The sequence below is a fragment of the Mycoplasma sp. (ex Biomphalaria glabrata) genome, assembly GCF_001484045.1.
Lineage (GTDB): Bacteria > Bacillota_I > Bacilli_A > Mycoplasmatales.
The window spans coordinates 453,577-479,448 of the sequence record NZ_CP013128.1; the positions used below are offsets into that span (position 1 = coordinate 453,577).

Below are 25,872 nucleotides of genomic sequence, written 5' to 3' on the forward strand. Positions count from 1 at the left end.
TTATGAATTCACACAGCGATCTTGATGTTTATTATTTTAACTCTAAAATACTTCTTAAATCTGCAAGTTATAATTTACATCGTATTGAATCTAATAACATAATCGCTTCTTGTCCTCAAACTAAATTGGGTGACGACATCATAACAAAAAAGTGTATAATGAAACCTAATTTAGTATTACACCGACTATATAATTATTTTTAGAAAGGGAATAACAATGATTAACTTTAAAGAGGAAATTGATAAAAGAAGAGAAAGTATTTTAGAAGACTTGAAATTAATTATCCAAACAAAAACAGTTTACGATGAATTTACAATATCTCCAGAAACCCCTTTCGGAAGATATGTTGCAAAAGGTTTTAAACGTTTACATCAATTAGCTGATCGTGATGGATTTATTTTTAAGGATGACGCAGGATATGCTTGTCATATCGAATATGGAAATGGAGAAGACCTATATGCAGCATTAGCTCATATAGATACAGTTCCTTTTGATGAAAATCATTGAACTTATCATCCGACTTCAGCTACGGTAATTGATAATGAAATGTGAGGACGCGGAACGCAGGATGATAAAGGACCATTAATTGCTTGTTATCATGCATTAAAAATTATCAAGGAATTAAAGTTGCCAATTAAAAATAAGTTTCGTTTAATTGTTGGTGGTGATGAAGAAAGATTTTCAAATTGTATCAAACATTATATGGAAACCCACCCTCAACCTAAGCTAGCCTTTACCCCTGACGGAAATTTCCCAGTTACCTCAGCAGAAAAATATATTCGTGTTTTTAATTTAACAGGAAAAATCGAAAATAATGACATCATCATTATGATGAAAGCAGGATTTGCAACAAATATTGTTCCTGACATTTGTGAAGTTATTGTAAAAGACATTAATTACAAAATGGAAAAATATTTTGTAGAATTTTTAACAAAAAATAATTTACGCGGAAAAGTTGAAAAGCTACAAGATGGCGTATTGCATTTGTTTTTAAAAGGAAAATCTTCTCATGCTTGCGAGCCGGAAAAAGGTGTTAACGCTATCGGAAGGATGTGTGAATTTTTAGCTGATTTTACAGAAAATGAAGTAGTTCAATTTATTAATTTTTATTTTAATGATGATATTCATGGTCACAATTTAGGAGTGCATTATTTTGATAGTTTTGAAGGGAATACAACATTAACACTGAGTCAATTAAATTATGAAAATTCAAAATTTCAAATGGCAATTGACACAAGAACTCCAAATAAAGAAATTAAAGAAAAATTACCAAAAACATTAGAACGCAAATTGGCAGAAAATTTTACAAATTCAGTTCAAGTTAGCTTAATTAAAGAAGGGAAAGGATTATTTTTTGATCCAAAATCTGAAGAAGTAAATTTTTTCCTAAATATCTATAAAAACATTACTAAAGATTATGATGCAAAACCTTTAGCAACAGGCGGAGGAACATATGCAAAAAATGTAGATAATTGTATGTGTTTTGGAGCAATTTTTGAAGGTGACCCAGATCGTGCTCATCAAATTGATGAAAAAATCAATTTAGATAGCTATTTTTTAGCAATTGAAATTTATTGTCATACTATTTATAAAATGCTTAATAATTAACAAGTATAATAAAAATATATGTTAGTTTTATCAAATGTAATGGATTCAATTGGAAGATGCCTGGAAAATGTTCCTATATGATTTTGAATGGTTGTTTTAACAATCGCTTCGTTAGCTATTTTATTAACAATAATTGCATTAGCTATTAAATCAGGTAGCAACAAAGGTATAAAAACAATTAATGGTGAATTAGATGTTGAAAAGCATCAACTTTTAAAGAGTGGTATTATTCCGTCTGAAAAGGAAAAAATTGCACTATTGCAAATGTCGACATTTTACTTTAGTAAATCTTTATTAACGGCTATTTTTTTTATCGGAAAAAGATTAACTTTAATTTCTGTATTTTTATTTTTATTAGCTTTATTATTAGCAACTTGCGGAATTTTATACTTTAATATATAAATTTGGTATATTTTCTCAAATATTGTAATATTAAATGTGTTAGTTTTAACTAATAATATGGCGGATGTGGCGAAGTGGTTAACGCACTAGATTGTGGCTCTAGCACTCGAGGGTTCAAGTCCCTTCATTCGCCCCATTTTTTTTATAAATTATTACTTAATATATAAAAAAAATGAGAGGAATTCTTTTGAAAAATTTAGCACCAGGAATGATTATTAAAGTTCATGCATACAAACATGATGGTACCATTTATCGAGAATGATCACGTTGCAAAGTAATGAAAAATGAACCAAATTACTTGATTCTAAATAATAAAGATATTTTAATTAAAGAAATTAAAGGTCAAACCTATCGTACTAAAGAATTAGCAATTTGATTTTTACCAAAAAATGAGTGGTTTAATATTTTAGCGATTATTCACGATAATGACATTAGTTGATATTGTAATTTAGCAACACCTATTGTTTATGATGGTGAAGTGTTAAAATACATTGATTATGATATTGATTTAAAGGTATTTGAAAATGGCAAATACGCTATTAAAGATTTGGACGAGTTTTTTGAACATAAAGAAAATTACAATTATCATTTAAAAATTTGTGAAAAAATTGAAAATAATTTAATTGATTTAGTTAAAAAAATTCGCGAGCAAACACATTTTTTTAACAAAGAATTCGTTAATGAATTAGTTGGAAAATATAATGATAAAAATTGCTAGTTTTTCGAACTATAATGAAATCGATGTTAAAAAATTAGTTAAGAAATTAACTAAACATTTTTATAACGGATTAATTATTTATTTTGAAGGCGAAGTAGGTTCTGGTAAAACCTTCTTAATTGATAAATTAATTAATGAATTAGATGAAAAAATTCACGCTTCAAGTGCAACGTTCACGATTGTAGAAACTAAGAAAGTTAATAATTACACTCTAAATCATATCGATTGTTATCGTTTGGAAGATAATAGCGAAAATAAAAATTTATTAATGGAATCGCTAGAAGTTGATTTAGTTTTTATTGAATGAGCAAGTAAATTAAATTTTTTACAAGATATACCGCATTTACTAATAAAAATTCAGAACAACAATAATGAAAGTCGTAATTATTTAATATATACAAATGATGAAAAAATTAACCAAAAATTTAAGGATATCCAATAATATGTATAAATTATTAATCGACTGCACGTCAAATTACTTAATTATCGCTTTAATAAAAGATAGTAATTTATTATTTTCTTTAAAAAAAGATAATGCAAAAAATCACACTGAGAATGCACTAGAAGAAATTATTAAAATGATTAAACATAATAATTTAAATAAAGAAGATATTGGTCAATTATTAGTAGTGAGCGGTCCTGGAAGCTTTACCGGAATACGTGTAGCTTTAACAATCGCTAAAACTTGAAAAATTTGAAATCCTTCTATTCAATTATTTTCTACAAATAGTTTTTTATTAAATAGTTTTGGTAGAAACGAAGTGAAAATAAGAGCAAATAGATACGAAGTATATTTTGCAAATGTAGATAACTTAAAGTTGAGTAATGTTCAGACTAAAAGAGACCAAGAATCAATTAGTGATTATGAATCGTTTGACCTAGAAAAAATTGATTTGTCATATTTATTAAATTGTTTTTTAGAAGTAAAAAAATTAGAAGATTTTCAACCATTTTATTTTAAAGGGGTGATCTAATGAAAATACTGGCTATAGAAACTTCTTGTGACGAAACTAGTTTAGCAATTATTGATAACGATACCTTAGTTTGCAACTTAGTTTTATCACAAATTAAAAATCACCGTGAATATAAAGGAGTTATTCCTGAATTGGCTGCTAGGTTGCATTATGAAAATTTTCATTTTTTGTTTGAAGAAATGACAAAATACAATGTTGAATTAAATTCAATTGATGTAATTACGTACACTTCAGAACCAGGTTTGCCTGGTGCATTAAGCGTCGGTAAAGTTTTGGCAGAAACATTGAGTTACCTATTGAATGTCAAAACCTATCCAATTAATCACATTTACGGACACATAAATTCAGTTAATATTGATGATAATTATTTGTATCCAGCTATTGCTTTAGTTGTAAGTGGAGGGCATACAAATCTTTATCTCCTAAAAGATAAAAAAAATTATGAACTTCTAGGAAAAAGTTTAGATGATGCAGCTGGAGAATGTTTAGATAAGGTAGGGAAGGTTATGGGATTAGACTATCCAGCTGGACCAGAAATTGATAAATTAGCAAACTCATGATATGGTCCGGAGTTACCATGTCCAAATCTTCGAAACAGACACGAATATAATTTCTCATATAGCGGAATAAAATCTTATTTTATTAATTATTGAAATAGTAAACCTCTAGTTAAGGAACAAGTTTCTTACACTATTCAAAATTTTATTATTTCTGATTTGATGACAAAAGCAGAAAAAGCAATTAAAAATTACCAGGCTAGAAGTTTTTCAATTTCGGGCGGTGTTTCTAATAACAATAAACTTAGAATGGAATCTATCAAACTCGGAGAAAAATTAAGTATTAAAGTATTGATTCCACATAAAGAATTTACAACCGATAATGCCGCTATGATAGCTAATGCATTCAAACATATTAATCGATAAATTTTTATAAATAAATGCATTATCATTTATAATAATTTGTAATATGAATCCAACAGAAAACTTAGAACAATTAAAAAAATTTTATGAATATATTAATTCCCCAAAAATAAAAAAATTAGATTTTTTTATCTAATATTTTTGGTTTTTCCAACTCCAATGATAATTGGAATATTGTGATTAGTTTTAGGTATTGAACCTAAGTGAGCCGCAACATTTTTCTTTATTATGCCGATTCTTTCGCTAGTGGTGGCTATATGAATTTTTAAATCTATTTTTGAAAATAAATTTGGAGATAAAAAATCATCAAATGAACACGGAAATGATCATAGATTTAATGGATCGAAAAACGATAGTGAAAACATCCAAGATGCAGAAATAATTGAGGAATAATTATGGATATTAAAAAAATTTTAACACTAAAAAAATCACAACAATTGGAAGTTACGGGTTGGGTTAAAAGTATTAGAGTTGGAAAGAACATAGCCTTCATTGTTTTACAAGATGGTAGCACTTTTTCAAAACTACAAATTGTTTGTAAAAATGATTTAGAAAATTTTAATGATATTTGTAAATTAACTATTTCAACAGCTATCAAAATAACAGGGGAACTAAAAATTACAGAGGGGCAAAAGCAAGCATGTGAAATTTTAGCAAGTGAAGTTAAAATTTTAAAATCATCTGATTTAGACTTTCCATTGCAAAAAAAAGAACATTCAATGGAATTTTTAAGATCAATCGCTCATTTAAGACCAAAGTCTGACTATTTTTTTGCTGTTTTCAAAATTAGAAGTTTTTTATTTCAAAAAATTCACCAATTTTATGCGCAAAATAATTTTCATTATTTAACGTCTCCTTTAATAACAAGTAATGATTGTGAAGGAGCTGGTGAATCTTTTGTTTTAGATTCACCAACAGAAAAAAATTTTTTTTCAAAGCAAGCAATGCTATCTGTTAGTGGACAATTAATGGGAGAAGCATTCGCTCAATCTTTTAAAAATATTTATGTTTTTGGTCCAGCTTTTCGAGCTGAAAAATCGAATACAACAAAACATTTAGCGGAGTTTTGAATGTTAGAACCAGAATTGGCTTTTTGTGACTTAGAAAAAATTATTAATCATGCCAAGGAACTAGTTGAATATTTAACTTCAGAAACATTGCGTGAATGTTTAACAGAACTAGAATATTTATCACAAGTGAATAACTTAGACTTAATTACTCGTCTAAAAAAACTAAATAATTTTGAATGCAAAATTATTAGTTATACAGAAGCTATTAAAATTTTGGAAAAAAATAAAGAAATATTTGAAAACAAAAACATTCATTGAGGGATGGATCTACAAACAGAACACGAAAAATTCCTGTGTGAAAAAGAATTTCAAAAACCTATTTTTGTCACACATTATCCGAAAGAAATTAAAGCCTTTTACATGAAACAAGATAATGATGGAAAGACAGTTCAAGCTTTTGACTTCCTAGTTGAAGGTATTGGTGAATTAATTGGAGGAAGCGTTCGTGAGGATGATTATGATATTTTAAATAAAACTATTGAACGTTTAAACATTTCAAAACAACCTCTAGAATGATATTTAAATTTACGTAAGTATGGATACGATTCTAGTGCTGGTTTTGGTTTAGGTTTTGAGAGATTAATTATGTACATAACAGGAACACAAAATATTCGCGATTGCATTCCTTTTCCAAGATCATTTAACTACCTATATTTCTAGAAATTTGTAAAAAAGTCCTAATCATATATAATTTTAATTATGATACTTTTAAGAAGAATGCTTTGTTGAATTTTAGATTTATCTTTATTGGCGGTATTGTTTTTCGGACTAACACTTGTTAACAAATTAATTCCATTTCATAATGGGAAGTTTTACTATTTTCTAGACGTGATTGAATTAGTTACTATCTACATAATTTTATTTTTGATAGTTCCGTTTTTTTTAAAAAAGAAAACTATTTTTCAATTAGTTTTTAAATTAGAGATTAAAGGTTCAAGTGAAAAATTAAAATATCTTGAATATTTTAAGTTCATTTTTTTCCCAATTACTTTACCTCTTTTACTAATAGTTATAAATTTACTATTAGCGCCATTGAATAGTTCATTTGTTTCAACCATTATAGAGACGTTAATTAATGGTAGTTTATTACTAATAACGCTTTTTGCAATAACAGCGTTAATCGATAAAAACCATGTAGCTATTCATGAAAAATTATTCAAAATCTACTGTATAAATTCTTTTGAAGAAGAAAAAATAGAATTAGGAAAATTTGACATTACAGAAGAATATACATCTATTATTAAACCTTCAATTAACGATGAATCAGTGAATGAAATTGACAAAATATTAAGAAGCAATAATGAAACAGTATAATAGAGAACAATTACAAGCTATTGAGACATTTAAAGGACCTGTTAAAGTAGTTGCTGGGGCTGGTACTGGTAAAACAACAGTATTGGTTGGTCATTTTAAAAACTTAGTTGAAAACCATAATGTTTCTCCAGAACGAATTGCTTGCTTCGCTTTTAACAAAAAAGCAAGATATGAAATGATTAAAAGATTAGAATATTTGAAAAATGAAAATATTTTTACTGATTTTTGAATAAATACTTTTCATTCTTTTGCATTACAATTTATTCGCGAGGAATATGTTGCTGCAAAATTAGTAAATCGTAATTTTGATGTCTTGGACGAAAATTCAGCAAAAAGATTGTACACAGAAATAAAAGACATTTTCTTATCGAATTACGAAAAAAATGAAGAAGCTTATAACAAATGAAAAGAAGTCACTAGAAAAATCGATAGTCAAATCTTAATGCACCATATCGAAAGAATTAAAATAGATTGCTTAAAAAGATTAGATGAATTAACACATGAAGATGTCGTTATTCCTAATGATAATGATGAATACAAAGAAGAAGAGATTTTTTATTTAAAGTATGCAATAAATCTTTTTTTTAGAAGACAAATAGATTTAAATTCATTAGACTATGAAGATTTAATTATTTACAACTTTAACATTTTAAAAAATAATCCTGATATTAGAAGGAAATGACAATCTAAATTTGATCATATTCTTGTTGATGAATTTCAGGATATTGACGGAACACAGTATCAAATCATTAAATATTTAGCGATTGGACATAAGAATATTTTTATTGTCGGAGACCCTGATCAATGTATTTACGAATGAAGAAGAGCAGATATTAATATTTTATTAAATATTTTTGATAATGATTTTCCGAATGCTAAAATAATCACTTTAAATGAGAACTACCGTAGTCCTCAAAACATTTTAGATGTTGCAAATAACATCATTAATCACAATACTAAAAGAATTAATAATATTTTCAAACATCTAAATTCAAAAATTGAAGCGAATCCCAGAAATATTGTTTCAAAGCAGTTCTATCACTTTAAAGATGAATTATATTGGTTGATTCAAACTATTAAAAATTTTGAAGTTCAAAAAAATTTTAATTTTAAAAACATAATGGTCGTTTTTAGAAGTAAAAAAATGTGATCGTTTGTTGAAATAGAATTCAAAAAAAATAATATACCGTATGTAATTTATGGAAAATCAAAATTTTTTGAATCTAAAGAAGTGAAGACATTTCTATCATATTTAACATTGATAATTAAGGAATCTGATCAAGAGTTATTAAATGTTATAAATTTTCCTGCTCGAAAAGTAGGTAAGAAAAGTCTTCAAAAATATTTAGATGAATCAGTTGAACAAGAAATGTCATTCTATAATTGATTTTTTGCAAAAACAGATTTTAAAGAACCACTAAAAAATTTACAAGAAATTCTTATTAAATATCGAAATCAAATTAATAATTTTTCAAAGAATGATGATATTAAAAATTTAGTAACTTCATATATTACGGAATTGAATTTATTTGAATTTTTTGGAGAGTATGAACCACATCACCACGAATCAAATAAGCAAAGAGTGGAAAATTTAAATGAAGTAATTCAATTATTTACTAATGAATTTAATGGGAATGATCCAATTGAATCTTCAATTAATTTTTTGAATCAATTTATCGGCACAGATATATCTGAAGGTAATGAAGAAAATAAGGTTATTCTTTCTACGATCCATGCAGCCAAAGGTTTGGAATTCGACATCGTCTTTATACCATTTTTATGCGAAAGGATTTTTCCTAATGGACGTTCAATAGCTGAAGGAAATAAGGAAGAGGAATATCGACTAGCTTATGTTGCAATCACTCGAGCTAAGAAATATTTATATTTATCAAATCACAGCATGGATTTTACGGGAAATTATTTTAAACCAAGCACATTTTATAAAGTCGGAAAAATTCAAATTTAATATTTATAATTAAATTATTATGTGATATTTATTTTTCTTTTTCTTTTTAATATTTGCATTATCAATAATTTATTTTTTATATAAAAAGATTCAAGTTTTAAATAGAAATATTAACTTTAAGGCTGAAGACATTATTCCCTTTAGTTATTCATTTGATTCAAAAACGATATTATTTACAAAAAATGAAAGCATTTTTAATGAAGCAAGAGAAATCAGCTATGTTAATTTCTCATCATATATCAGTTCAAAAAATCGATTAGATATTGATTTTTTATTTTCTAATTTCGGAAATATTTTTAATTATCGAGGTATTAATAGAATCGAATTATATTCAGATAAAAAGTCATATTCATATTTTTTAAAAATTTTGTCATCAGATAATAAAACAAAAACAGTTTACGGAGTTTTAGAACAGGTAAATGACTTTAGTGCACATCGCCATGTTCCTAAGAAAATTCTAGAAAAATATGAATTATCAAGTTATGTGAGCCATATAGATTTCATTATTAAGTCTAATCAAATTTTGAACCAAGAATACTCTTCAAAAAATTTAGTAGGCAAGAAGTACGCTTTTGCTTATGCTAGTTTTATTAACAAAAATTCTTCAATTAACACTTTATCAAATAGTGATAAAGAGGATTTATTTGAATCGATAAAAGAATGTTTAAAAGAAATTAATTACGATAAAACTTATTTTGCTATAACTGATGATATGAATTTATTTATTTTCAAGTATGACATTAGCAAACGAAGTGACTTGGAAAATTTTTGTCAAAAATTTAACGACAAATTGAATTCACGTTTGAACGCGAAAAGTATTATGGTATCGCTAACTATGACTTTTGGAGTTTATTTTGGTAATCAAATAACAAAAAATGATGATTTACAACGTAATATGGAATATGCTAAAGTTAGTTGATATCAAGCTATTGCTTATAATTTATTCATTTATACTTATCACCCACAAGATTCCATATTAACTATTTCTAATAAAATCGAAAATCGTATTATTGAAGAACTAAAGAGAAATGAGTTATCTGTTACTTTTAGTGAAATTAAAAAAGAAACAAAAACATTTGCAAAACTAGCACAGTTAGACAAAAATATTTCCAAAAGTAAAAAAACCGACCAATTCATAATTCAATGATTTTTAGTTGAAAATAAATTTGCTGATTTTGTCGATTTAATTGCTAAGGAAACTAAAAAAGCTAATTGTAAAATTATGGTAAAAATTTCATTTGACACCCTAAAAACAAATTTGCAAAGCATTATTAATTATGAAAAAATAATTAAGGAAGAAAGATTTATATTTTTAATTTCAGATTATACATACGAAGACATTATGATATTAAAGTGAGTTTTTCAAATCTTGAAAAAACATGATATTGAATATGGTTTATGACATTTCAAATTTTATGACAATATGTACTCAATCTTAAATCAAATTGAACCAAAGTACTTGATTTTATCATCAGATATTAACATAAGTATTGGAAAAAGAACAACTTTAATTGTTGCCTTACAAGGATTAGTTCAATATTGTGAGGAAAAAGATATTAAATTAATTGTTAATGAATTAGAAACGATTAAAAGTAAATATTACTACGATCAATTTAATATTAAAATGCGACTTTTACCTTAATTTTGAAATATTTCTTTATTTTTATATTATTTAAGGTATGAAAATATTAGTAATAGATGATAATAAACAAATCAATGATTATTGAAGTTTAGAACTTTTTCGTATGAACTTTTCAGTAGAATCTTCTTTTTCTATTGAACAAACATATACTTTATTAGAAAAAAATTCTTTTGACTTAATTTTATTAGATCTTCACTTAGGCACAAATGTTTGTGATGGATTTGAAATAATAGATTATATTAATAGAAAAAAATTTTCTACAAGTGTTATTGTAATTTCTGGAAACAATATTGAAGATTTTGATGAAAGTCAATTGCTGAAAATTAAAAACTCCTTTGCATTTGTTAAAAAACCATGTCTTAAAAATGAATTAACCCTTGTTATCGAAAAATGACTTACGTATGTTAAAAACAAAAACATAATATCTTACGGGAAATATGAATTAGATTCAAATAAAAAAATTATTTACAAAAATAAAAAATTTTAAATCTAAGTGAAATTGAATACAGTATTCTATCACATTTAATTGTTGCTCAAGGGAAAACATTGCCGAAAAAATACTTTTCTAATGAAATTAGTGACACATTAGAACAACATTTAGGTGTTTACATTTTTAGATTACGCGAAAAAATTGGTTCTAATTCGATAATTTTAATCAGAAATAAAGGAATTTTACTAAATTATGAGTAAATTAAGAATAACAATAGCATTAATAAATTTTTTCACCAATAAAAGAAAAATCGAAATATCCTTTTTAATTTCATTTGTTTTTTTAATTTGAATTCAAATGCTAACCATTTGATCAGTGGCTTACTATGTCCACGGAGGATGGTTATTTAGTAGAGCTGATTTTTATTACACAATAATGCCTCTAGCAATATTTAATGGGGTTTATTGTTTCGGATTTGCATTATTTTGAGGATTAGCTGCATATATAAATATAACAAGCTCAAGTTATGTTTCGAAAATTAGGGATGATATAAAACACCAACTTTTGGAAGAAGGAAACAGAATTAACTTAAACAATGAAGCATTTAAAAATATTAGTATTCATGACATCTTAAAATCTTCTAACGATCCAATTTTCATTATTGATAATAAAAATAACATTTATACAAATGAAGATATTCTTGCTAGGATCTGACCAAGTGATAATTTATTGATTAAAAATAGAATTCTAAAGTTATCTAAATGAAGATTAAAAAATATTAGCATTAATGAGAGTCATTATTTAATTGATTACTATGACATTAAATCAAATGATTATTTAATAATAATTATGAGAGATATTTCTCAATACCATTACGATAAGAAGATTACTCGCCATGAAATAAAGAATAATTTACAAAATATTTTAATAGAAATTGATAGTAATAATGTCGATAGTACAATTAAAGATAATATTTCATTTCATATTAAGAAAATAGATGAGTATTTAAATAACTCGGGGAAAATTGAATTAAATATTGAAAACGTTGATCTAAAAATTTTTGAAAAACAACTTTTTCAATCAATAAATAATGAAAAATATGAATTAATTATTACAAATAAATTGAATATTAATAATTGATTTTTTGATAAAAATAAAATTGAACATGCTATAAAAAATGCTGTTCTAAATTCATTTCATCATGCTGCAGTAAATAAAGTTAATCTAGATATAACAACTGATAGTAAATATTTACATTTTTCTATTATTGATTTAGGAAAAGGAATTGATCAAATTTCATTAAATGATGTCAAACAAGGTCACAATAATATTGGATTTGACCTAATTAACAATATTATAGAAGCTCATAAAAATAAAAACGGAGAAGCTGGATTTCTTACAATTAATTCGAAAAAAGATGTTGGAACTCTTGTCAAAATTTCAATTCCTAACATGAATAAAATTACAAAAAATTACAAAACAATGTATAATATTAACGAAATTTAATTTTTATTATTAAATTTATTGATTAATAATCCTGTTGTGAGGAGAAGATAGATGCTAAAACGTTACTATAAGAAGATATTAGTTGTTCTTGCAGTTATCGCCTTGCTATCATTTACTCTTGTTGGTTTCCTTGTTAAAGGAAGTAATGTTCTAGTAGCGGCAGGTAGTACAACTGTTTTGCCTTTATTAGAAGACGGTGCAGAGGAATATAACGCTCAAACTGGACAAAAAATTACAGTTTCTCCGGGCGGAAGCACGGTTGGTATTGAATACATCAAACAAAAAAACAAGATAGTAGATTTTGGTGACTCTTCACGTTACCCTAAGGAAGCTGAAGTTGGTAGTGATTATTCTGATTGAAAAAATCTTTCAACAATTACGTTAGCATATGATGTTGTTGTAATGATTGTTAACCTAGAAGAAACGGGATGTTCTGTTACACAAGGAAATAATTTAACATTAACTCCTCAAGAACTTCTTGATATTTATTCTGGAAAGATTACTACATGATCACAATTAGCACAAAATGATCCAGGAACTCATTTAAGTTGTTCATCACAGAACAATGAAACATGACTTGTTATGAGAGAGTCTGGTTCTGGAACAAGGGATGCTTTTTTTCAAGCTCTAGATCAATATTCAGGTGCTAAGAGTGGAACATCGCAAAATTTATATATAGCATCCTCACATGGTAATAAAGCCAATCATAGTCTGGAAGTAAATTCAACAGGTGGAGTTGTAACTGATGTTGATAATAATCCAGGAGCAATCGGTTTTATTTCACTCGGATACGAATCTTCTGTTAAAAAATCAACATTCGTTTCAGTAAAAACATCATCTACTCAATATAATCCGTTAGACGCTGGTTTCGAAAGTAATGTCTACAATCAATCGATTTCGAACGCTAATCCAGCTACTCCAGATAAAAATAATTATCTATTTTGACATCCAATGAACGTTATTATTGATGTTACGAATAATCGAATGCCTGATATTAGAACATTTATTATATGATTACTTGATTACGAAATTAAACAATACGACGGAGGCAAAGGATCTTTCGGATACATTCCGCCAGATATTAGTAGCATAAAAGGAAATACGCCGATTGAAAAAATAACTACATATTGAGACGAAATTTTAAGTATTTCTGATAAAGATAAAGCTGCTAAATTACAATATAATAAACCATGATGAGAAAATACATTCGATATCATTGCGAAGTGAACGTGATAATAAAATATGAAAACTACATCAATTTTAAAAAAATACGAAGATAAAAAGCAAATTATTGATCAAATTGCTAAATACAGTACTTTAATAATTGCTATATTTTTTGGTGCAATATTTCTTTCAATATTAGTTTTTTTAATTGTTCGCGGTGTAAACGGATTAGCAGATATTTTTTCAGTAACAAAATGAGATTTTGTTAATAATTATGGAGTTTTGCCTGTCCTTGTTGGGTCATTATTTGTAACTTTATTTGCTATTTTAATTTCATTACCAATTTCGCTTTGTACATCGATCGTTATTAATGAATTTACAACTCAAAAAGTGCGAATTATTTTAATATCAATTGTTGAAATATTAGCAGGAATTCCTTCAGTAATTTATGGTTTCTTTGGGGTTATGTTTTTTGTAGAAAACGGTTTATTAAATTATTCAGTTTTTTTAGCTGCTCTAATATTGGCATTTATGATTGTGCCAAACATCACACACTTTATTAATATTTCTTTACAAACTTTACCAGAACACTATCGCAATGCCTCATATGCTTTAGGAGCTAATCGCATTGAAACAATTATGAAAGTTTTAATTCCAAATATTCGTAGCGGAATTATGGCTGGAACGATGATTGGTTTATCAAGAGCGATTGGTGAAACAATTGCTGTAACAATGTTAATTGGAGGAACATCTAATATCGATGCTCATTCATTTTTCACAGATTTTTTTAACTCATTTTTGTTTGCTCCAAATTTAACATTATCATCTGTTATTGCCAATAACTTCCTAGAAGCCACTAAACATGAGCAAGACATTTTGTATGCAATTGCGATTGTTTTATTATTGCTTGTAACAATAATTAACTTTTTTGCTTTATGAATTATTAGAAGTAGGGAAAAAAATGCTAAATAAATACACTAGAAATGCGAAAAATCGTTCGATATATTATTGATCTTGATTAGTGATCTTATTTTCAGGAACTTTTGTTACTATTGGTTTTACTTTCTTAATTCTGTTTTACATTATCATTAACGGATTACAACATTTTCATTTAGACATGTTGGGGAAGCCATATAATTCAAAATCACCAATGAGTGGAGGGATGGGACCATTCCTGTTATCATCACTGATGATTTTATTTCTAACAATGGTGATGTCGATTCCATTATGTTTATTCTTTGCAATTTATTATGTTGAATATTTAAAGAATCCTCGTACTAAAGATATTATTTTTTCAACATTAAATGTTTTAAATTCTATTCCATCAATTATTTTTGGAATTGTTGGGAATACAATATTTGTTGTCACTTTTCACTTAGGTTATACAGGATTTTCCATTTTATCAGGTTCATTAACGTTGTTCTTAGTAATTTTTCCAATTTTATCAATTTCGATGATTCAAGCAATGACAAAAGTATCACGCATTACAATTGAGAGTTCTTATGCGCTTGGTTCAACAAAATGACAAACTATTTATAAAGTTCTTTTACCTGAGTCAATGAAATCGATGTCAGGAGGGATTATTCTATCAATTAGTAGAGTCCTTGGAGAAAGTGCTCCAGTATATTTAACTGTTGGTGCTTCCGTTTTTGCTCCTGCTAATTTCTTAGACCAAGGTCGATCACTTGTTGTATGTATTTTCTTATTGTTTCAAAATCCAAGTCCTGGTAGTACAGACTTTATTTATTCAATGGCCTTTGTCTTAATATTTTTAATTTTTATAATAATAGTTACAACAAGAATCTTCTTCTTCTTTATTGATAAAACAAATATTCAAGAGAAGAGAAAGCTTAAAGGTGTGTATGAAAAAATTTTTAAAAGATAAAACTGAAAAACTAAAATTAAGAAAAAAAACTAAATCGACAACTCAAGTTGATAAAGATTTAATCATTTCTAATACACAAGAACTGGATATTAATGATTTAGAAAAAGAAATTTCTCATAAAAAAATTATGCAATTTGATAACGTTAAAAAGAGTAAATTTGTATTTTCGGTTGAGAATTTGAATGTTTATTATGGTAAGAAACACGCTTTAAAAAATATTTCGATTGATATCGAAAAAAATAAAATTACAGCATTAATCGGACCATCAGGTTGTGGAAAAAGTACTTTTTTACGTTCTCTAAATCGCATGAATGATTTTTTCCCAAGCATTAATATTGAAGGAACTATTTTATTTGAGGGTCAAGACATTTACAAAACTTTCCCAAATGCATCATTATTAAGATCGACAATTGGAATGGTATTTCAAAAACCATCACCATTTTCTTTTTCAATATATGATAATATTGCTTATGCTCCCCGTATTCATGGAATTAAAAAGAAAGAGCAACTAGATCAAATTGTTGAAAAATCTTTAAAGCAGGCAGCATTATGAGATGAAGTGAAAGATAATTTACATCATTCAGCACTTGAATTATCGGGAGGGCAGCAACAGAGATTGTGTATTGCTCGCGCTATCGCTCTTGAACCTGAAGTTATTTTATTAGATGAACCAACTTCAGCTCTTGACCCAATTGCTTCACAAAAAATTGAAGAATTAATTGTGCAATTAAAAGAACGATACACAATTATTATTGTTACTCACTCAATGCGTCAAGCATCTAACGTTTCAGATAACACCGCTTTCTTTGTGAAGGGTGAAATTATTGAATACAATACAACAAAACACATTTTCTCAAAGCCAGAACATGAACTAACTAAAAAATACTTGCGAGGTGTTTAAAATGATCAATCAATTAGAATTAACAGAAGTTAAAAAAACCTTAAATAATTATTATTTAACAATTTTAGATTATTCAAATCAGATATTAAAAAAAATAGAAACCACAAGTTACGATTCAGCAAAATTAAAGCAATTAGTTGAACATGATTTAATCATCGATCGTGAACACTATAATTTAACAGAGGATTATATTTGATTTATTGCCAAAAAACGCCCACTAGCGTTAGATTTAAGAAGAATAATTGCTTATATTTTAATTATCAAAGAATTAGAACGTGTATCGGATGGATTTAAGAATGTTGCAAAAAATATTTTAAGTAACAATTGTCCACCTTCTGGTATCCACAAATATGTTGCCCCATTTTATAAAAAAATTGTTCATCAATTTGAAGATTTATCAAAAACATTAACAAAGTACGACCTAGATACTTTGAAAAAAATTTCTGCTCAACACATGATAATTAATCAAGAATACCATAAAATCGCTAGTGAATTGAATCACCAAACAGTTAAATCGACATCAGAATCAGAAGTAGCTTTGTTAACAAGTTACATTGTTTGTTTAAAAAATTTAGAAAGAACAGATGATCACTTAGTAAATATTTGTGAAGAAATTAACTATATTTATGAAGGAACTCATCAAATCGACAATGAAAAATAATCAATTAATTAAACACTCTATAATCGAAGATTCATCTAGTTGATACACTAACGTTTTAAATCAAGGAAAATTTGTTAACTACGGTCTTGTAAAAGGAACAATTGCTTTAACTCCTTATTCTTGCAAAATTTGAGAAAACATTCAGAATCACTTTAATAATCAATTTCGTAAACTAAACATTGATAATGTTTATTTACCATCTTTAATTCCGTTAAGTGAATTACAAATTGAAAAAGATCACTTAGATGGGTTCTTGCCAGAAGTGGCAATTGTCACACAAGTTGGTGAGAAAAAAATTGCTCCATTAGTTATTAGACCAACTAGTGAAGTTTTATTTTGTCATTATTTTAAAAATAATTTAGTATCTTATCGTGATTTACCAATTCAATTAAATCAATGATGTAATGTTGTTCGTTGAGAAAAAAATACTCGCCCATTTCTGCGTAACTCAGAATTTTTATGACAAGAAGGGCACACTATTCACGAAACATCACTAGAAGCTCAAACGATGGTAGATAATGCTTTAAACACATATAAAGATTTTGTTAACAACACCTTAGACATTTATTGTTTGAGTGGCAAAAAGACTGAACGTGAGAAATTCGCAGGTGCTGATGAAACAAATACTATCGAGTTAATTATGAAGGATGGTCAGTGTTTACAATCTGCTACTTCTCATAATCTAGGACAAAATTTTACCAAGATGTTTGACATCGCTTACCAAAAAAATAATAAAAAAGAATTACCGTTTCAGACATCATTTGGTATTTCAACAAGAATAATCGGAGGATTAATATTGTCACATGGTGATGACCAAGGTGCGATTATGCCACCAGACATTGCCCCATATCAAGTTGTTATTTGCACAATATTAGCAAACAAAGAACAAGCTGTATCGATAGAAGCAAAAAAATTGTATGTTTCATTAAACAAAAAGTATCGTGTCCTGTTAGATGATTCAGATAAATCGATTGGTTTTAAGATTAATGATTATGAAGTACAAGGAATTCCGATTCGTATCGAGATTGGACCAAAAAATATTGTTAATGATGAAGTAGTAATTGTTACTCGCATTAATGGTCACAAAGAAACTATTAATTTTACTCAAATAGATGAAAAAATTGCTGAGATTTTAAAAACAACTAAACAAGAATTATTTTTACGAAGTAAAACTAATTTAGAAAAGAAAATTAAAAAAATTAACAGCAAAACCGAATTTATTGATTGAATTATTAATCATAAGGGTGTAGCATTAGTGCCATTTTGTCTAGATGAACATCATGAAAAAAAGATCAAAGATGAACATGGTATTACTGCTCGTTGCATTTCAACAGACCATCACATTAATGATGAAGTTTGCTTTGAAACTAATAAACCCGCTAAAGCTTGAGTTTACTTTGGTAGAGCATATTAATTTACCACTTTTTTAAAATAATTAATTTGTTAAAATTAATGAAAATTAAGTTAATGAGTAGGGGAAAATGATTAAAGATGTATTAGAACTTGCATATAGAATTGGTAAAGGATCGATAAATGGTATTTTAAAAGAGTATGGAATTGTGGGCAAAAGAAAACAACGAGAATTTATTACTAAATTGAATTTAGAAATTAATAACACAATTTCTAATAAAAATTTAAATACAAATAATAATTCAAATGAAAATAAAATTATAATTAATTGTAGTGAAAGCTTGTCATCAAAAGACAACAATTCAGACGAGAAAAAAACAGAACAAAGTGCGCGATTTACTGAAAAAGACCTCTTAGATCATATTGAAAAATGAATAGATAAAACAAAACCAAATCAAAAAAAAGAAATTTTTAATTATGCACAGAAATTAATAAATAGTTCAAATGGACAAGAACTTTTTTTACATAATTCGCCTCAAAAAACATTTGCTGACATGTTTGGTATAGATATAGGTTCAGGCTTCCATATTCGGGGACAAAAAAATAGTCAATATTCGATTAAATTTAATTCTGAAGAAAGGAAAATTATATCCAAAATAATGAAAGAAAATCAAGAATAGTATTTTCTATTTAGAAAAAACACATTATCAAATGTAATATGAAATTTTTTTATAAACCCGCTAAAGCTTGAGTTTACTTTGGTAGGGCATACTAATTAAATAAAAAATGAATGAGCCTCAAAAAGAGGTTTAAGATGAAATATAAGGATACATTATGCCAAGTTAAACAGGCATTCTATAACTATGAATTAGCACAAATATTTATTCTGTCAGGAAAACAAGTGAACATTAATGTTAATTCAAAAAGTTTAACACCTGAAAAATATGTTGAGGTGATTAATTTTGTAATTAAAAAATTAAAAAAGGAAGAACAACGAATATTAAATAATAATTTTCTAGAAAAAGATTTTCAAAATTGATGATGTGAATATTATTCACGTTCCACATACTATCGCTTATCGAAAGAAGCTTATGATAATTTTTTAAATCTAATTAAGGAGATATAATGAAAATATTTGTCATAATCTTATTAATATTTACCACTTCCGTTAGTGATTTACAAAAAAACAATATAGATGTTAATAACAACCAAAGAAAAAATGAATACGTTAATACATCTAGACAATTTGCAAATTTAAAGAATGACCCGCCATATGACCATAGTAATCAATACTATAAGTTTGACAGTGTTGAAATTAAATTATTTCAACCACAAAATATGTTCGAATTAATTGCTCATGTTGAGAGTCATAAAATTTTTCCCAACAATGCTCCAAATCCATTGGAATTAACCTATTCAATAAATGGTTCAGCTGTTCAAAGTTTAGATGAACAATTTTCGTCAACCGGTCTTGATAAAAAAGACATGATTGTTAATATTCCAATGCAACAAGCGATTGATGATAAGGGAGTAATTAATATTAATTTAGATCTACATTATTATTTCATTTTTTTACCAACTCATGTTGTTTATCGAAGTGATCCAAGAATCTATAGTGGAACGTTTAATATTGGTGATTTTTTAAAAATTACTGATCAATATATCAATAATGACGATATTACTAATAATTCTATTTCAACAGGACTACCTTTAGATATAACATTAAATGCTAATGATAATTCGTACACATACACTGGTGACAAGGATTATGTAATTACTAGAACAAAATCACTTCAGGATAATGATGAATTTTTAGGTAATTCAGTTTTTAAAATAACAGAAAAAGACCCAGATCATGATAATTTTTTTACAACTAGTGTTTCACAAGGTATTTTAAATTTTACTAAGGGTTTTAGTTTTCAAAAAATCGACATGGGCATAATAGAGAATGGGGATAATAGCAAAACAATTTTTTTTAATGAAGAAAACTATTATGATCCAATATCAGATAAAGTTGTATTAGGATACAGTTGTGATTTTCATTCAACTCATGATGGCTTAAATTTTGATCCTTATGTGTGGAATAATCCTGGTGAAATAGTTATTCCAATTGCTTTTACAGGATTACTATCATTTGGAGTTTGTATTCATCTTACTTTTAATGGATACAAACCATTAGCAGGTGAAAGTGGTATATGACGATTATGTCAAGATGATATTGACATAAGTAAGTTGAAATATTTAAATACGTTATTTTTTAGTGCTAATGATGACAATAAATTTAAAGAGGGAATAACATTTGATCAATTTGAAAACGATTATTGAAACCATTAAATTTTCCTTAAAAGTTAATAAGAAAATCTATTTATTATTGGTATTTGCAATAATACTAGGAATTAGTTTTTATGGATTATATCGAAATTTTTCAAGCACATACACAAATAAAGACAATAATAAACTAAGTATAAAAATTCTAAAAACAGCATATGAAAACTGCATAGACAACAACACATTATCTAGGTGCATTGAAAATGAAAATAATAATATCATTTTAAATAAAGAATTATTTGAGTACTTTGTGACAAATTTTTATCTTATTGAAACTAATGCCATCGTTACATCATATAAAATTGATGATGAATTTAAAGACGTAAAATTGAGTTTTTACTATCCGACTAGCACTAATAACGATTTACAAGCAATATGCCTTGTAAATTTTGACACAACAAATTATAATTACCAATTCAACGAATCTTTTTATTGAAAAAAAATTTAAATTGAATTTCTATTTTTTTTATCTAGTTTGTTCATGATGTTTTTTCTGTTTTTGTTTTCTTTTTTTGATGATTTATAAAATAAACCAGAACCTAACAGAACAACAACTATAACAGCTAGAATAATGAGAACGCTATCTGCGACCATATATCTCCTTGTTTATTTATTATACAAAAGATTCATTTCTATGCTAATAAAATTAAATTTAATAATAAACTCTTTAAATAAAGAAGTATAGAAGTTTATTTATTAATCAACGCATGTGCATAAATTACACTTATTTAATATTACTTTTATATAATTTATATTTTTGAATAAGAAATATAAGAATTTTAATATACAAAAATATAAATGCGTTTTCGTTTGTGTTTTTTTATAATAAAATATAAAATTATTTAAAAATTAAGGGTAATTTATGAATAGCAAAAGTAATGTTTTTATATCATTTTCATATAATCAATCAAAGGATTGAAAAGACGAAATTAGCGAAATGTTAGTAAAAAAAGATGTTATAGTAGATTATTCCGAAAAGACAGACAGAGATCATCAAAATAATCCAGCAATCTGAAATGCGTTAAAATTAAGAATTGCCGGAGCATCTGTAACAGTTGTTTTGTACTCTGATGATTTTGAACAAGGAAAAGGCGGAAAAGCAATGGAGAAAAAAGATGATGCTAATGAATTAGATCCGCAATTTAACCAAGGATGAATTTATAAAGAAATTAGAGAATCACTAGTGGATGCTCAAAATAATCCAGTTAATGGCATTCTCGTTATAATGCCTGATGAAATATATGATGAATATCATCAAGTTGTTTCTTGTACGAAAACATCAGAACCAAGAATCCAAATTTTCGCAGATACCATCCCCCCTATAATAAAAGAAAACATTTTAAATGTTCATGATAAATTTAAAAAATCTGTATGCTCATGTTGTTGTAATTTTATTGAAGATTCATACATATCAATAATTAAATATTCTTCTTTTTGTAAAAATCCAGTTTATTACATTAGTGAAACTAAGAAAAAAAAGGGTAGAGCAAAAGAATTCAAAATTCGATATTAAAAGAAGGTAAGAAATGTACAATAAGGAAAATCATCTTCAAAGATTGAGTATTATTATTGAAAGACAATCTAATTTTAGTATGAAATTTTATATTCTTTTATTTTCGTTAGTGTCCTTCACCATTCCTATTTATACATTTGCATTTGAAAGTGGAATGTTTAAAAATACTTGTCAAACAATTCTTATTTCAATTTTCTCTTTCTTAGTGGTGAATACAGTTTCAATTGTATTTTTTTATAATTCCTATAAATATTTAAAAATGGAAAGATGCTTCATTATTTTGCAATCAAAAGTAAATAATGGGAAAATTAATGAAGAAAACTATGATTGAAAAAAGTTTTCCAAAGAGGAAGAAGTAAACAAAAAAACATTCGTATTCTGAAGTTCTCTAATAGCAATGATATTAATTGCGACTATATCTATTATATTGCCTATAATTCAAATATTTATTTAGTTTTGGTAATTAAATTAGATTATTTAACGAAATTCTTTTTTATAAAAATTTTAATAATTCAGATTTTTTAAACATTTTTTTATTTTCTTTACAAAAAATTTATTTATTAAAAAAATTGCTGGTGCTTAATTTACATATAATAATTATGTATGAACAAAAAAGACATCTTAGACATTATCCAAAAAGAGTTAGAAAAGAAAAACGTTAAAATTAAAGTTAATGAAAATACAGTTATTAAGGATTTAAATATTGATTCATTAGATATTTTAGAATTTTCTATTAATGTTGAAAATGAATGTGATGTTACAATTCCAGAAGATAAGTTATTAAAAATAAAAACAATTGGTGAATTTTTAGTTTTAATAGAGGCAAATAAATAATATTGCAATATTACCTATACTTTTAGTATAATGATTAAGTGTCTATTGACACCTCTAAATATTTGCCTTGTTAGCTCAGCGGTAGAGCAATCGGCTGTTAACCGATTGGCCGTAGGTTCGATCCCTACACAAGGCGCCATTTAGGCCTGTTGGTGAAGCGGTCAACACACATGCCTTTCACGCATGCATACACGGGTTCGAATCCCGTACAGGTCACCAATATAGGGGTATAGTTCAATTGGTAGAACGGCGGACTTCAAATCCGCGTGTTGTGGGTTCGAGTCCTGCTACCCCTGCCAATATTTAAACATAAAAAAATTGCATAAAAAAAGCACCCATGTGGTGCTTTTTTTCATTACTAATTAAAAATAATTAATTTTTTTCTTTAAAAGAGCCCCATACATGTTTAGACCTAAGTGAGCACTAATAATGATTGCAACTTTTTTAGATTCAATCTTTTTATTAAATTTAGCTTCAAGCATTTGAACAAAGTTCTTAACTTCATCCTCATTTGGAATAGTATGAATAGCGACTATTTCATAATCTTTTCAACCTTTGTCACTTACGACTTTTTCAATTCCTTGGATAACTCCAGAAATTAAACCACGGTTTTTCCCGATTGAATCAAATCCTTCGTAGTCAAATTTAATAATAGGATTAATTTTTAGTGTTGTTGCAACAATTAGTTTAGCTAAATTGATGCGACCACTTCTTTTTAAATAACTCATATCAGATGGTACTAATATGGCAGCGTATTTCTTTTCTAATTCATATAGTCTATTTTGGATATAGTCAAAATCCTTATCTGCATAAATATCATCTTGTAATTCTTCAAGAACATGAAGCATTAATAGAGCAATAATATTGCTATGTAATACAAAAACTTTACCTGGATATTTTTTTGCAACTAACAGAGAAGAAGCATATGAACCACTAAATTTTTCGGTAATTGGAATTACATAAATTTTTTCATATTTTTTTAATAATTCATCATATTTTTCTTTAATTGATTCTTGATTAGCTTGACTTGTTTTTAATAATCCTTGCGATAGTACTTGATATGCTTTAGCCGGATCTAAATCTATTCCATCATCTTTATAAACGTTATTATCGCCATCTAGTAGAGTTAATGGAATAAATTCTCATCCTAATTTTTCAACTTCACTTTTGCTTAAATTAATTCCTGAATCGACTAATATTCCAATCTTTTTCATCATATCCCCTTAAATTTTAGATGGTAATCTTTCTATTACTAAAATGCTTATTTAATTATAATTAAAATGATATGAAAAAAGACTATACAGAGAATATTTATACAGAAATTATCTCACCAATTAAAGGTAAGGTAACAGAAAATAAAGAAGTCAATTCTTCATTTACTGTCGAAAAAATTGTACGAAATACGAATGGAAAATCTCCTTTCACATCTTTGGATGATTACTGAAATAAAAGAAAAATTCATGAAAAAAAAGAAGCATACAAAGAATCATTCAAACAAGAGTATAAAACATTAAACGACAAAGTTCGTTTAAGTAAAACTGATACATCAGAGTGATTTGAAGATGATTATTCTTTTTTAGGTAAAAAGTAATGATATCTAACAAAAAATTTTTAAAGAAATTAAAAAGTGGTTTTTTTCAAGCAATTTACTTTAATAAAGAAAAAGAAATTTTAAAAGCATCTTCACCTGACGATATCATTACCATCCAATGATTTCAACGACACAATAATGCTATTCTTTGCGGAATTAATGAAAGTATTGAATTAATTAATCATTTGACAGAAAAGAAAGTAAAAATTTGAGCACTAAAAGATGGTGATCATATTAATGCTAATGATATCGTCTTAGCAATAAAAGGAAAATCGTATGATGTGTGCCCGCTTGAAGGTATTATTGATGGTATTCTTGCTCGTAGCACAAGCATCGCAACAAATGCTTATCGTGTTAAGCAAGCTGCTAAAAATAAAGAAGTAATCTTTATGGGTGATAGAGCAGATCATTATATAACGCAAGGTATTGACGGATATGCTGCACATGTTGGTGGGATTGATCTACAAGTTACTAATGCTCATGTTTCCTTTTGAGGAAATAAAAAGAATGTTATCGGAAGCATTCCTCATTCATTAATTCAAGCATTTGGTGGTGATATTATTGAAGCTTTGAGTGCTTACGAAAAAACATTAAATGAAAAGAAAATCGTTGCCTTAATAGACTTCAATAATGATTGTGTTAAAGAAGCAGAAAAAGTTGCTCATTATTTCAAAGATCGTCTATTTGCTGTAAGAATTGATACCTCAATCTCAAATCAAGATGAATACTTTAAAAGAGTTCCTGGTCAATGACCAGAGGAAGAAACTTATGGCGTTAATATTCATTTAATCCGAGGTGTTCGTTCAATGTTAGACATTTGTGGATGTCATCATACTAAGATAATTGTTTCATCAGGGATGAATCCAGAAAAAATAACATCATTTTTAGAACAAAATGCCCCAATTGATTATTTTGGAGTTGGTGAATATATATTAAATATTAATATTCGTTTTACTGGTGATGCAGTTGAACTAAATGATGAGATAGTAGCTAAAGTTGGCCGTAAAAAAGGCGATTATAGTAAATTGAAAAAAATTCAATAATTTTTAATTTATATATATTGCATATATAATTATTTAAAAGTTATAGTTTTAT

General features: G+C 26.8%; 32 protein-coding genes and 4 tRNA genes. 34 read left to right on the plus strand and 2 right to left on the minus strand.

Going from position 1 to position 25,872, the window contains the following annotated elements; translation table 4 throughout:
* The first annotated feature begins 2 nt into the window (after positions 1 to 2).
* From ASO20_RS03045 to ASO20_RS02190, 26 genes are all read left to right on the plus strand, one after another.
* Positions 3 to 203 carry a hypothetical protein gene (locus tag ASO20_RS03045; RefSeq protein ID WP_232297026.1) on the plus strand — a complete coding sequence of 67 codons (201 nt, stop codon included), beginning with the start codon at positions 3 to 5 and terminating at the stop codon, positions 201 to 203.
* A gap of 13 nt (positions 204 to 216) precedes the next feature.
* Positions 217 to 1,608, plus strand: coding sequence for a Sapep family Mn(2+)-dependent dipeptidase (locus tag ASO20_RS02070; protein ID WP_085056311.1), 1,392 nt, complete (start codon positions 217 to 219; stop codon positions 1,606 to 1,608).
* Positions 1,609 to 1,626: 18 nt separating this feature from the next.
* Complete coding sequence (locus ASO20_RS02075) at positions 1,627 to 2,010, plus strand: hypothetical protein (RefSeq protein ID WP_085056312.1); 384 nt, start codon at positions 1,627 to 1,629, stop codon at positions 2,008 to 2,010.
* A 60-nt stretch (positions 2,011 to 2,070) separates the two neighbouring features.
* Positions 2,071 to 2,146 (plus strand) — tRNA-His (locus ASO20_RS02080).
* 51 nt (positions 2,147 to 2,197) lie between these two features.
* Entirely contained in the window at positions 2,198 to 2,728 is a 531-nt protein-coding gene (locus ASO20_RS02085) for a DUF402 domain-containing protein (protein WP_198140217.1), read from the plus strand.
* A complete protein-coding gene (gene tsaE, locus ASO20_RS02090) occupies positions 2,712 to 3,170 on the plus strand; it encodes a tRNA (adenosine(37)-N6)-threonylcarbamoyltransferase complex ATPase subunit type 1 TsaE (RefSeq protein ID WP_085056314.1) in 459 nt (152 codons plus the stop codon). The genes ASO20_RS02085 and tsaE overlap by 17 nt, the downstream gene beginning before the upstream one ends.
* Before the next feature lies 1 nt (position 3,171).
* On the plus strand, positions 3,172 to 3,702 hold the full coding sequence (tsaB, locus tag ASO20_RS02095; protein WP_198140218.1) for a tRNA (adenosine(37)-N6)-threonylcarbamoyltransferase complex dimerization subunit type 1 TsaB: 531 nt from the start codon (positions 3,172 to 3,174) through the stop codon (positions 3,700 to 3,702).
* Complete coding sequence (gene tsaD, locus ASO20_RS02100) at positions 3,702 to 4,625, plus strand: tRNA (adenosine(37)-N6)-threonylcarbamoyltransferase complex transferase subunit TsaD (RefSeq protein ID WP_085056316.1); 924 nt, start codon at positions 3,702 to 3,704, stop codon at positions 4,623 to 4,625. Before tsaB ends, tsaD begins: the two co-directional genes overlap by 1 nt.
* 156 nt (positions 4,626 to 4,781) lie before the next feature.
* A complete protein-coding gene (locus ASO20_RS02105) occupies positions 4,782 to 5,015 on the plus strand; it encodes a hypothetical protein (protein WP_157061709.1) in 234 nt (77 codons plus the stop codon).
* A 2-nt stretch (positions 5,016 to 5,017) separates the two neighbouring features.
* The gene (asnS, locus tag ASO20_RS02110) at positions 5,018 to 6,352 is read left to right on the plus strand and encodes an asparagine--tRNA ligase (protein WP_085056318.1); all 1,335 of its coding nucleotides are present in this window, start codon (positions 5,018 to 5,020) and stop codon (positions 6,350 to 6,352) included.
* Between the two features lie 57 nt (positions 6,353 to 6,409).
* The gene (locus tag ASO20_RS02115) at positions 6,410 to 7,006 is read left to right on the plus strand and encodes a hypothetical protein (protein WP_085056319.1); all 597 of its coding nucleotides are present in this window, start codon (positions 6,410 to 6,412) and stop codon (positions 7,004 to 7,006) included.
* Complete coding sequence (locus tag ASO20_RS02120; protein WP_085056320.1) at positions 6,993 to 8,972, plus strand: ATP-dependent helicase; 1,980 nt, start codon at positions 6,993 to 6,995, stop codon at positions 8,970 to 8,972. The genes ASO20_RS02115 and ASO20_RS02120 overlap by 14 nt, the downstream gene beginning before the upstream one ends.
* Before the next feature lie 19 nt (positions 8,973 to 8,991).
* Positions 8,992 to 10,614, plus strand: a complete 1,623-nt coding sequence (locus ASO20_RS02125) for a hypothetical protein (RefSeq protein ID WP_085056321.1) — start codon at positions 8,992 to 8,994, stop codon at positions 10,612 to 10,614.
* 37 nt (positions 10,615 to 10,651) lie between these two features.
* Positions 10,652 to 11,101, plus strand: coding sequence for a response regulator (locus ASO20_RS02130; RefSeq protein WP_085056322.1), 450 nt, complete (start codon positions 10,652 to 10,654; stop codon positions 11,099 to 11,101).
* Positions 11,102 to 11,160: 59 nt separating this feature from the next.
* Positions 11,161 to 11,304: a hypothetical protein gene (locus ASO20_RS02135; RefSeq protein WP_198140219.1), complete on the plus strand. Its 144-nt coding sequence runs from the start codon at positions 11,161 to 11,163 to the stop codon at positions 11,302 to 11,304.
* Positions 11,297 to 12,550 (plus strand): sensor histidine kinase, encoded by a 1,254-nt coding sequence (locus tag ASO20_RS02140; protein ID WP_085056324.1) that lies wholly within the window; start codon positions 11,297 to 11,299, stop codon positions 12,548 to 12,550. The genes ASO20_RS02135 and ASO20_RS02140 overlap by 8 nt, the downstream gene beginning before the upstream one ends.
* A 51-nt stretch (positions 12,551 to 12,601) precedes the next feature.
* The gene (locus ASO20_RS02145; RefSeq protein WP_085056325.1) at positions 12,602 to 13,786 is read left to right on the plus strand and encodes a substrate-binding domain-containing protein; all 1,185 of its coding nucleotides are present in this window, start codon (positions 12,602 to 12,604) and stop codon (positions 13,784 to 13,786) included.
* Positions 13,787 to 13,792: 6 nt separating this feature from the next.
* Positions 13,793 to 14,686: a phosphate ABC transporter permease subunit PstC gene (gene pstC, locus ASO20_RS02150; protein WP_085056326.1), complete on the plus strand. Its 894-nt coding sequence runs from the start codon at positions 13,793 to 13,795 to the stop codon at positions 14,684 to 14,686.
* Complete coding sequence (locus tag ASO20_RS02155) at positions 14,676 to 15,599, plus strand: PstA family ABC transporter permease (protein WP_085056327.1); 924 nt, start codon at positions 14,676 to 14,678, stop codon at positions 15,597 to 15,599. The genes pstC and ASO20_RS02155 overlap by 11 nt, the downstream gene beginning before the upstream one ends.
* On the plus strand, positions 15,577 to 16,500 hold the full coding sequence (gene pstB / locus ASO20_RS02160) for a phosphate ABC transporter ATP-binding protein PstB (protein ID WP_198140220.1): 924 nt from the start codon (positions 15,577 to 15,579) through the stop codon (positions 16,498 to 16,500). Before ASO20_RS02155 ends, pstB begins: the two co-directional genes overlap by 23 nt.
* A 1-nt stretch (position 16,501) precedes the next feature.
* Positions 16,502 to 17,161: a phosphate signaling complex PhoU family protein gene (locus ASO20_RS02165; RefSeq protein ID WP_085056328.1), complete on the plus strand. Its 660-nt coding sequence runs from the start codon at positions 16,502 to 16,504 to the stop codon at positions 17,159 to 17,161.
* Entirely contained in the window at positions 17,151 to 18,575 is a 1,425-nt protein-coding gene (gene proS, locus ASO20_RS02170; RefSeq protein WP_198140221.1) for a proline--tRNA ligase, read from the plus strand. The genes ASO20_RS02165 and proS overlap by 11 nt, the downstream gene beginning before the upstream one ends.
* A gap of 67 nt (positions 18,576 to 18,642) precedes the next feature.
* Entirely contained in the window at positions 18,643 to 19,191 is a 549-nt protein-coding gene (locus tag ASO20_RS02175) for a hypothetical protein (RefSeq protein ID WP_085056330.1), read from the plus strand.
* A 134-nt stretch (positions 19,192 to 19,325) separates the two neighbouring features.
* Positions 19,326 to 19,637 (plus strand): MG284/MPN403 family protein, encoded by a 312-nt coding sequence (locus ASO20_RS02180; protein ID WP_085056331.1) that lies wholly within the window; start codon positions 19,326 to 19,328, stop codon positions 19,635 to 19,637.
* On the plus strand, positions 19,637 to 20,845 hold the full coding sequence (locus ASO20_RS02185; protein WP_085056332.1) for a hypothetical protein: 1,209 nt from the start codon (positions 19,637 to 19,639) through the stop codon (positions 20,843 to 20,845). Before ASO20_RS02180 ends, ASO20_RS02185 begins: the two co-directional genes overlap by 1 nt.
* Entirely contained in the window at positions 20,811 to 21,287 is a 477-nt protein-coding gene (locus ASO20_RS02190) for a hypothetical protein (RefSeq protein WP_085056333.1), read from the plus strand. Before ASO20_RS02185 ends, ASO20_RS02190 begins: the two co-directional genes overlap by 35 nt.
* Here the strand turns inward: ASO20_RS02190 and ASO20_RS03050 are convergent.
* Positions 21,284 to 21,433, minus strand: coding sequence for a hypothetical protein (locus tag ASO20_RS03050; protein WP_157061711.1), 150 nt, complete (start codon positions 21,431 to 21,433; stop codon positions 21,284 to 21,286). The two genes, ASO20_RS02190 and ASO20_RS03050, sit on opposite strands and share 4 nt — an antisense overlap.
* Before the next feature lie 268 nt (positions 21,434 to 21,701).
* On the opposite strand from ASO20_RS03050, the gene ASO20_RS02195 reads away from it, so the two are divergent.
* The 6 genes from ASO20_RS02195 (at position 21,702) to ASO20_RS02220 (ending at position 23,485) form a co-directional block, all read left to right on the plus strand.
* A complete protein-coding gene (locus tag ASO20_RS02195; RefSeq protein ID WP_085056334.1) occupies positions 21,702 to 22,352 on the plus strand; it encodes a TIR domain-containing protein in 651 nt (216 codons plus the stop codon).
* Positions 22,353 to 22,365: 13 nt separating this feature from the next.
* Positions 22,366 to 22,806, plus strand: coding sequence for a hypothetical protein (locus ASO20_RS02200; protein WP_085056335.1), 441 nt, complete (start codon positions 22,366 to 22,368; stop codon positions 22,804 to 22,806).
* Between the two features lie 149 nt (positions 22,807 to 22,955).
* The gene (locus ASO20_RS02205) at positions 22,956 to 23,186 is read left to right on the plus strand and encodes a phosphopantetheine-binding protein (protein ID WP_085056336.1); all 231 of its coding nucleotides are present in this window, start codon (positions 22,956 to 22,958) and stop codon (positions 23,184 to 23,186) included.
* A gap of 64 nt (positions 23,187 to 23,250) precedes the next feature.
* A tRNA-Asn gene (locus ASO20_RS02210) sits at positions 23,251 to 23,325 on the plus strand.
* 4 nt (positions 23,326 to 23,329) lie between these two features.
* Positions 23,330 to 23,405 (plus strand) — tRNA-Glu (locus tag ASO20_RS02215).
* 4 nt (positions 23,406 to 23,409) lie between these two features.
* Positions 23,410 to 23,485: transfer RNA gene (locus ASO20_RS02220), tRNA-Trp, on the plus strand.
* Positions 23,486 to 23,548: 63 nt separating this feature from the next.
* Here ASO20_RS02220 and ASO20_RS02225 read toward each other — a convergent pair.
* Positions 23,549 to 24,403 carry a DegV family protein gene (locus ASO20_RS02225; protein ID WP_085056337.1) on the minus strand — a complete coding sequence of 285 codons (855 nt, stop codon included), beginning with the start codon at positions 24,401 to 24,403 and terminating at the stop codon, positions 23,549 to 23,551.
* A 68-nt stretch (positions 24,404 to 24,471) separates the two neighbouring features.
* On the opposite strand from ASO20_RS02225, the gene ASO20_RS02230 reads away from it, so the two are divergent.
* Positions 24,472 to 24,777 (plus strand): hypothetical protein, encoded by a 306-nt coding sequence (locus ASO20_RS02230; protein WP_085056338.1) that lies wholly within the window; start codon positions 24,472 to 24,474, stop codon positions 24,775 to 24,777.
* On the plus strand, positions 24,777 to 25,820 hold the full coding sequence (locus ASO20_RS02235; RefSeq protein ID WP_232297027.1) for a nicotinate phosphoribosyltransferase: 1,044 nt from the start codon (positions 24,777 to 24,779) through the stop codon (positions 25,818 to 25,820). Before ASO20_RS02230 ends, ASO20_RS02235 begins: the two co-directional genes overlap by 1 nt.
* The last annotated feature ends 52 nt before the right edge of the window (positions 25,821 to 25,872 follow it).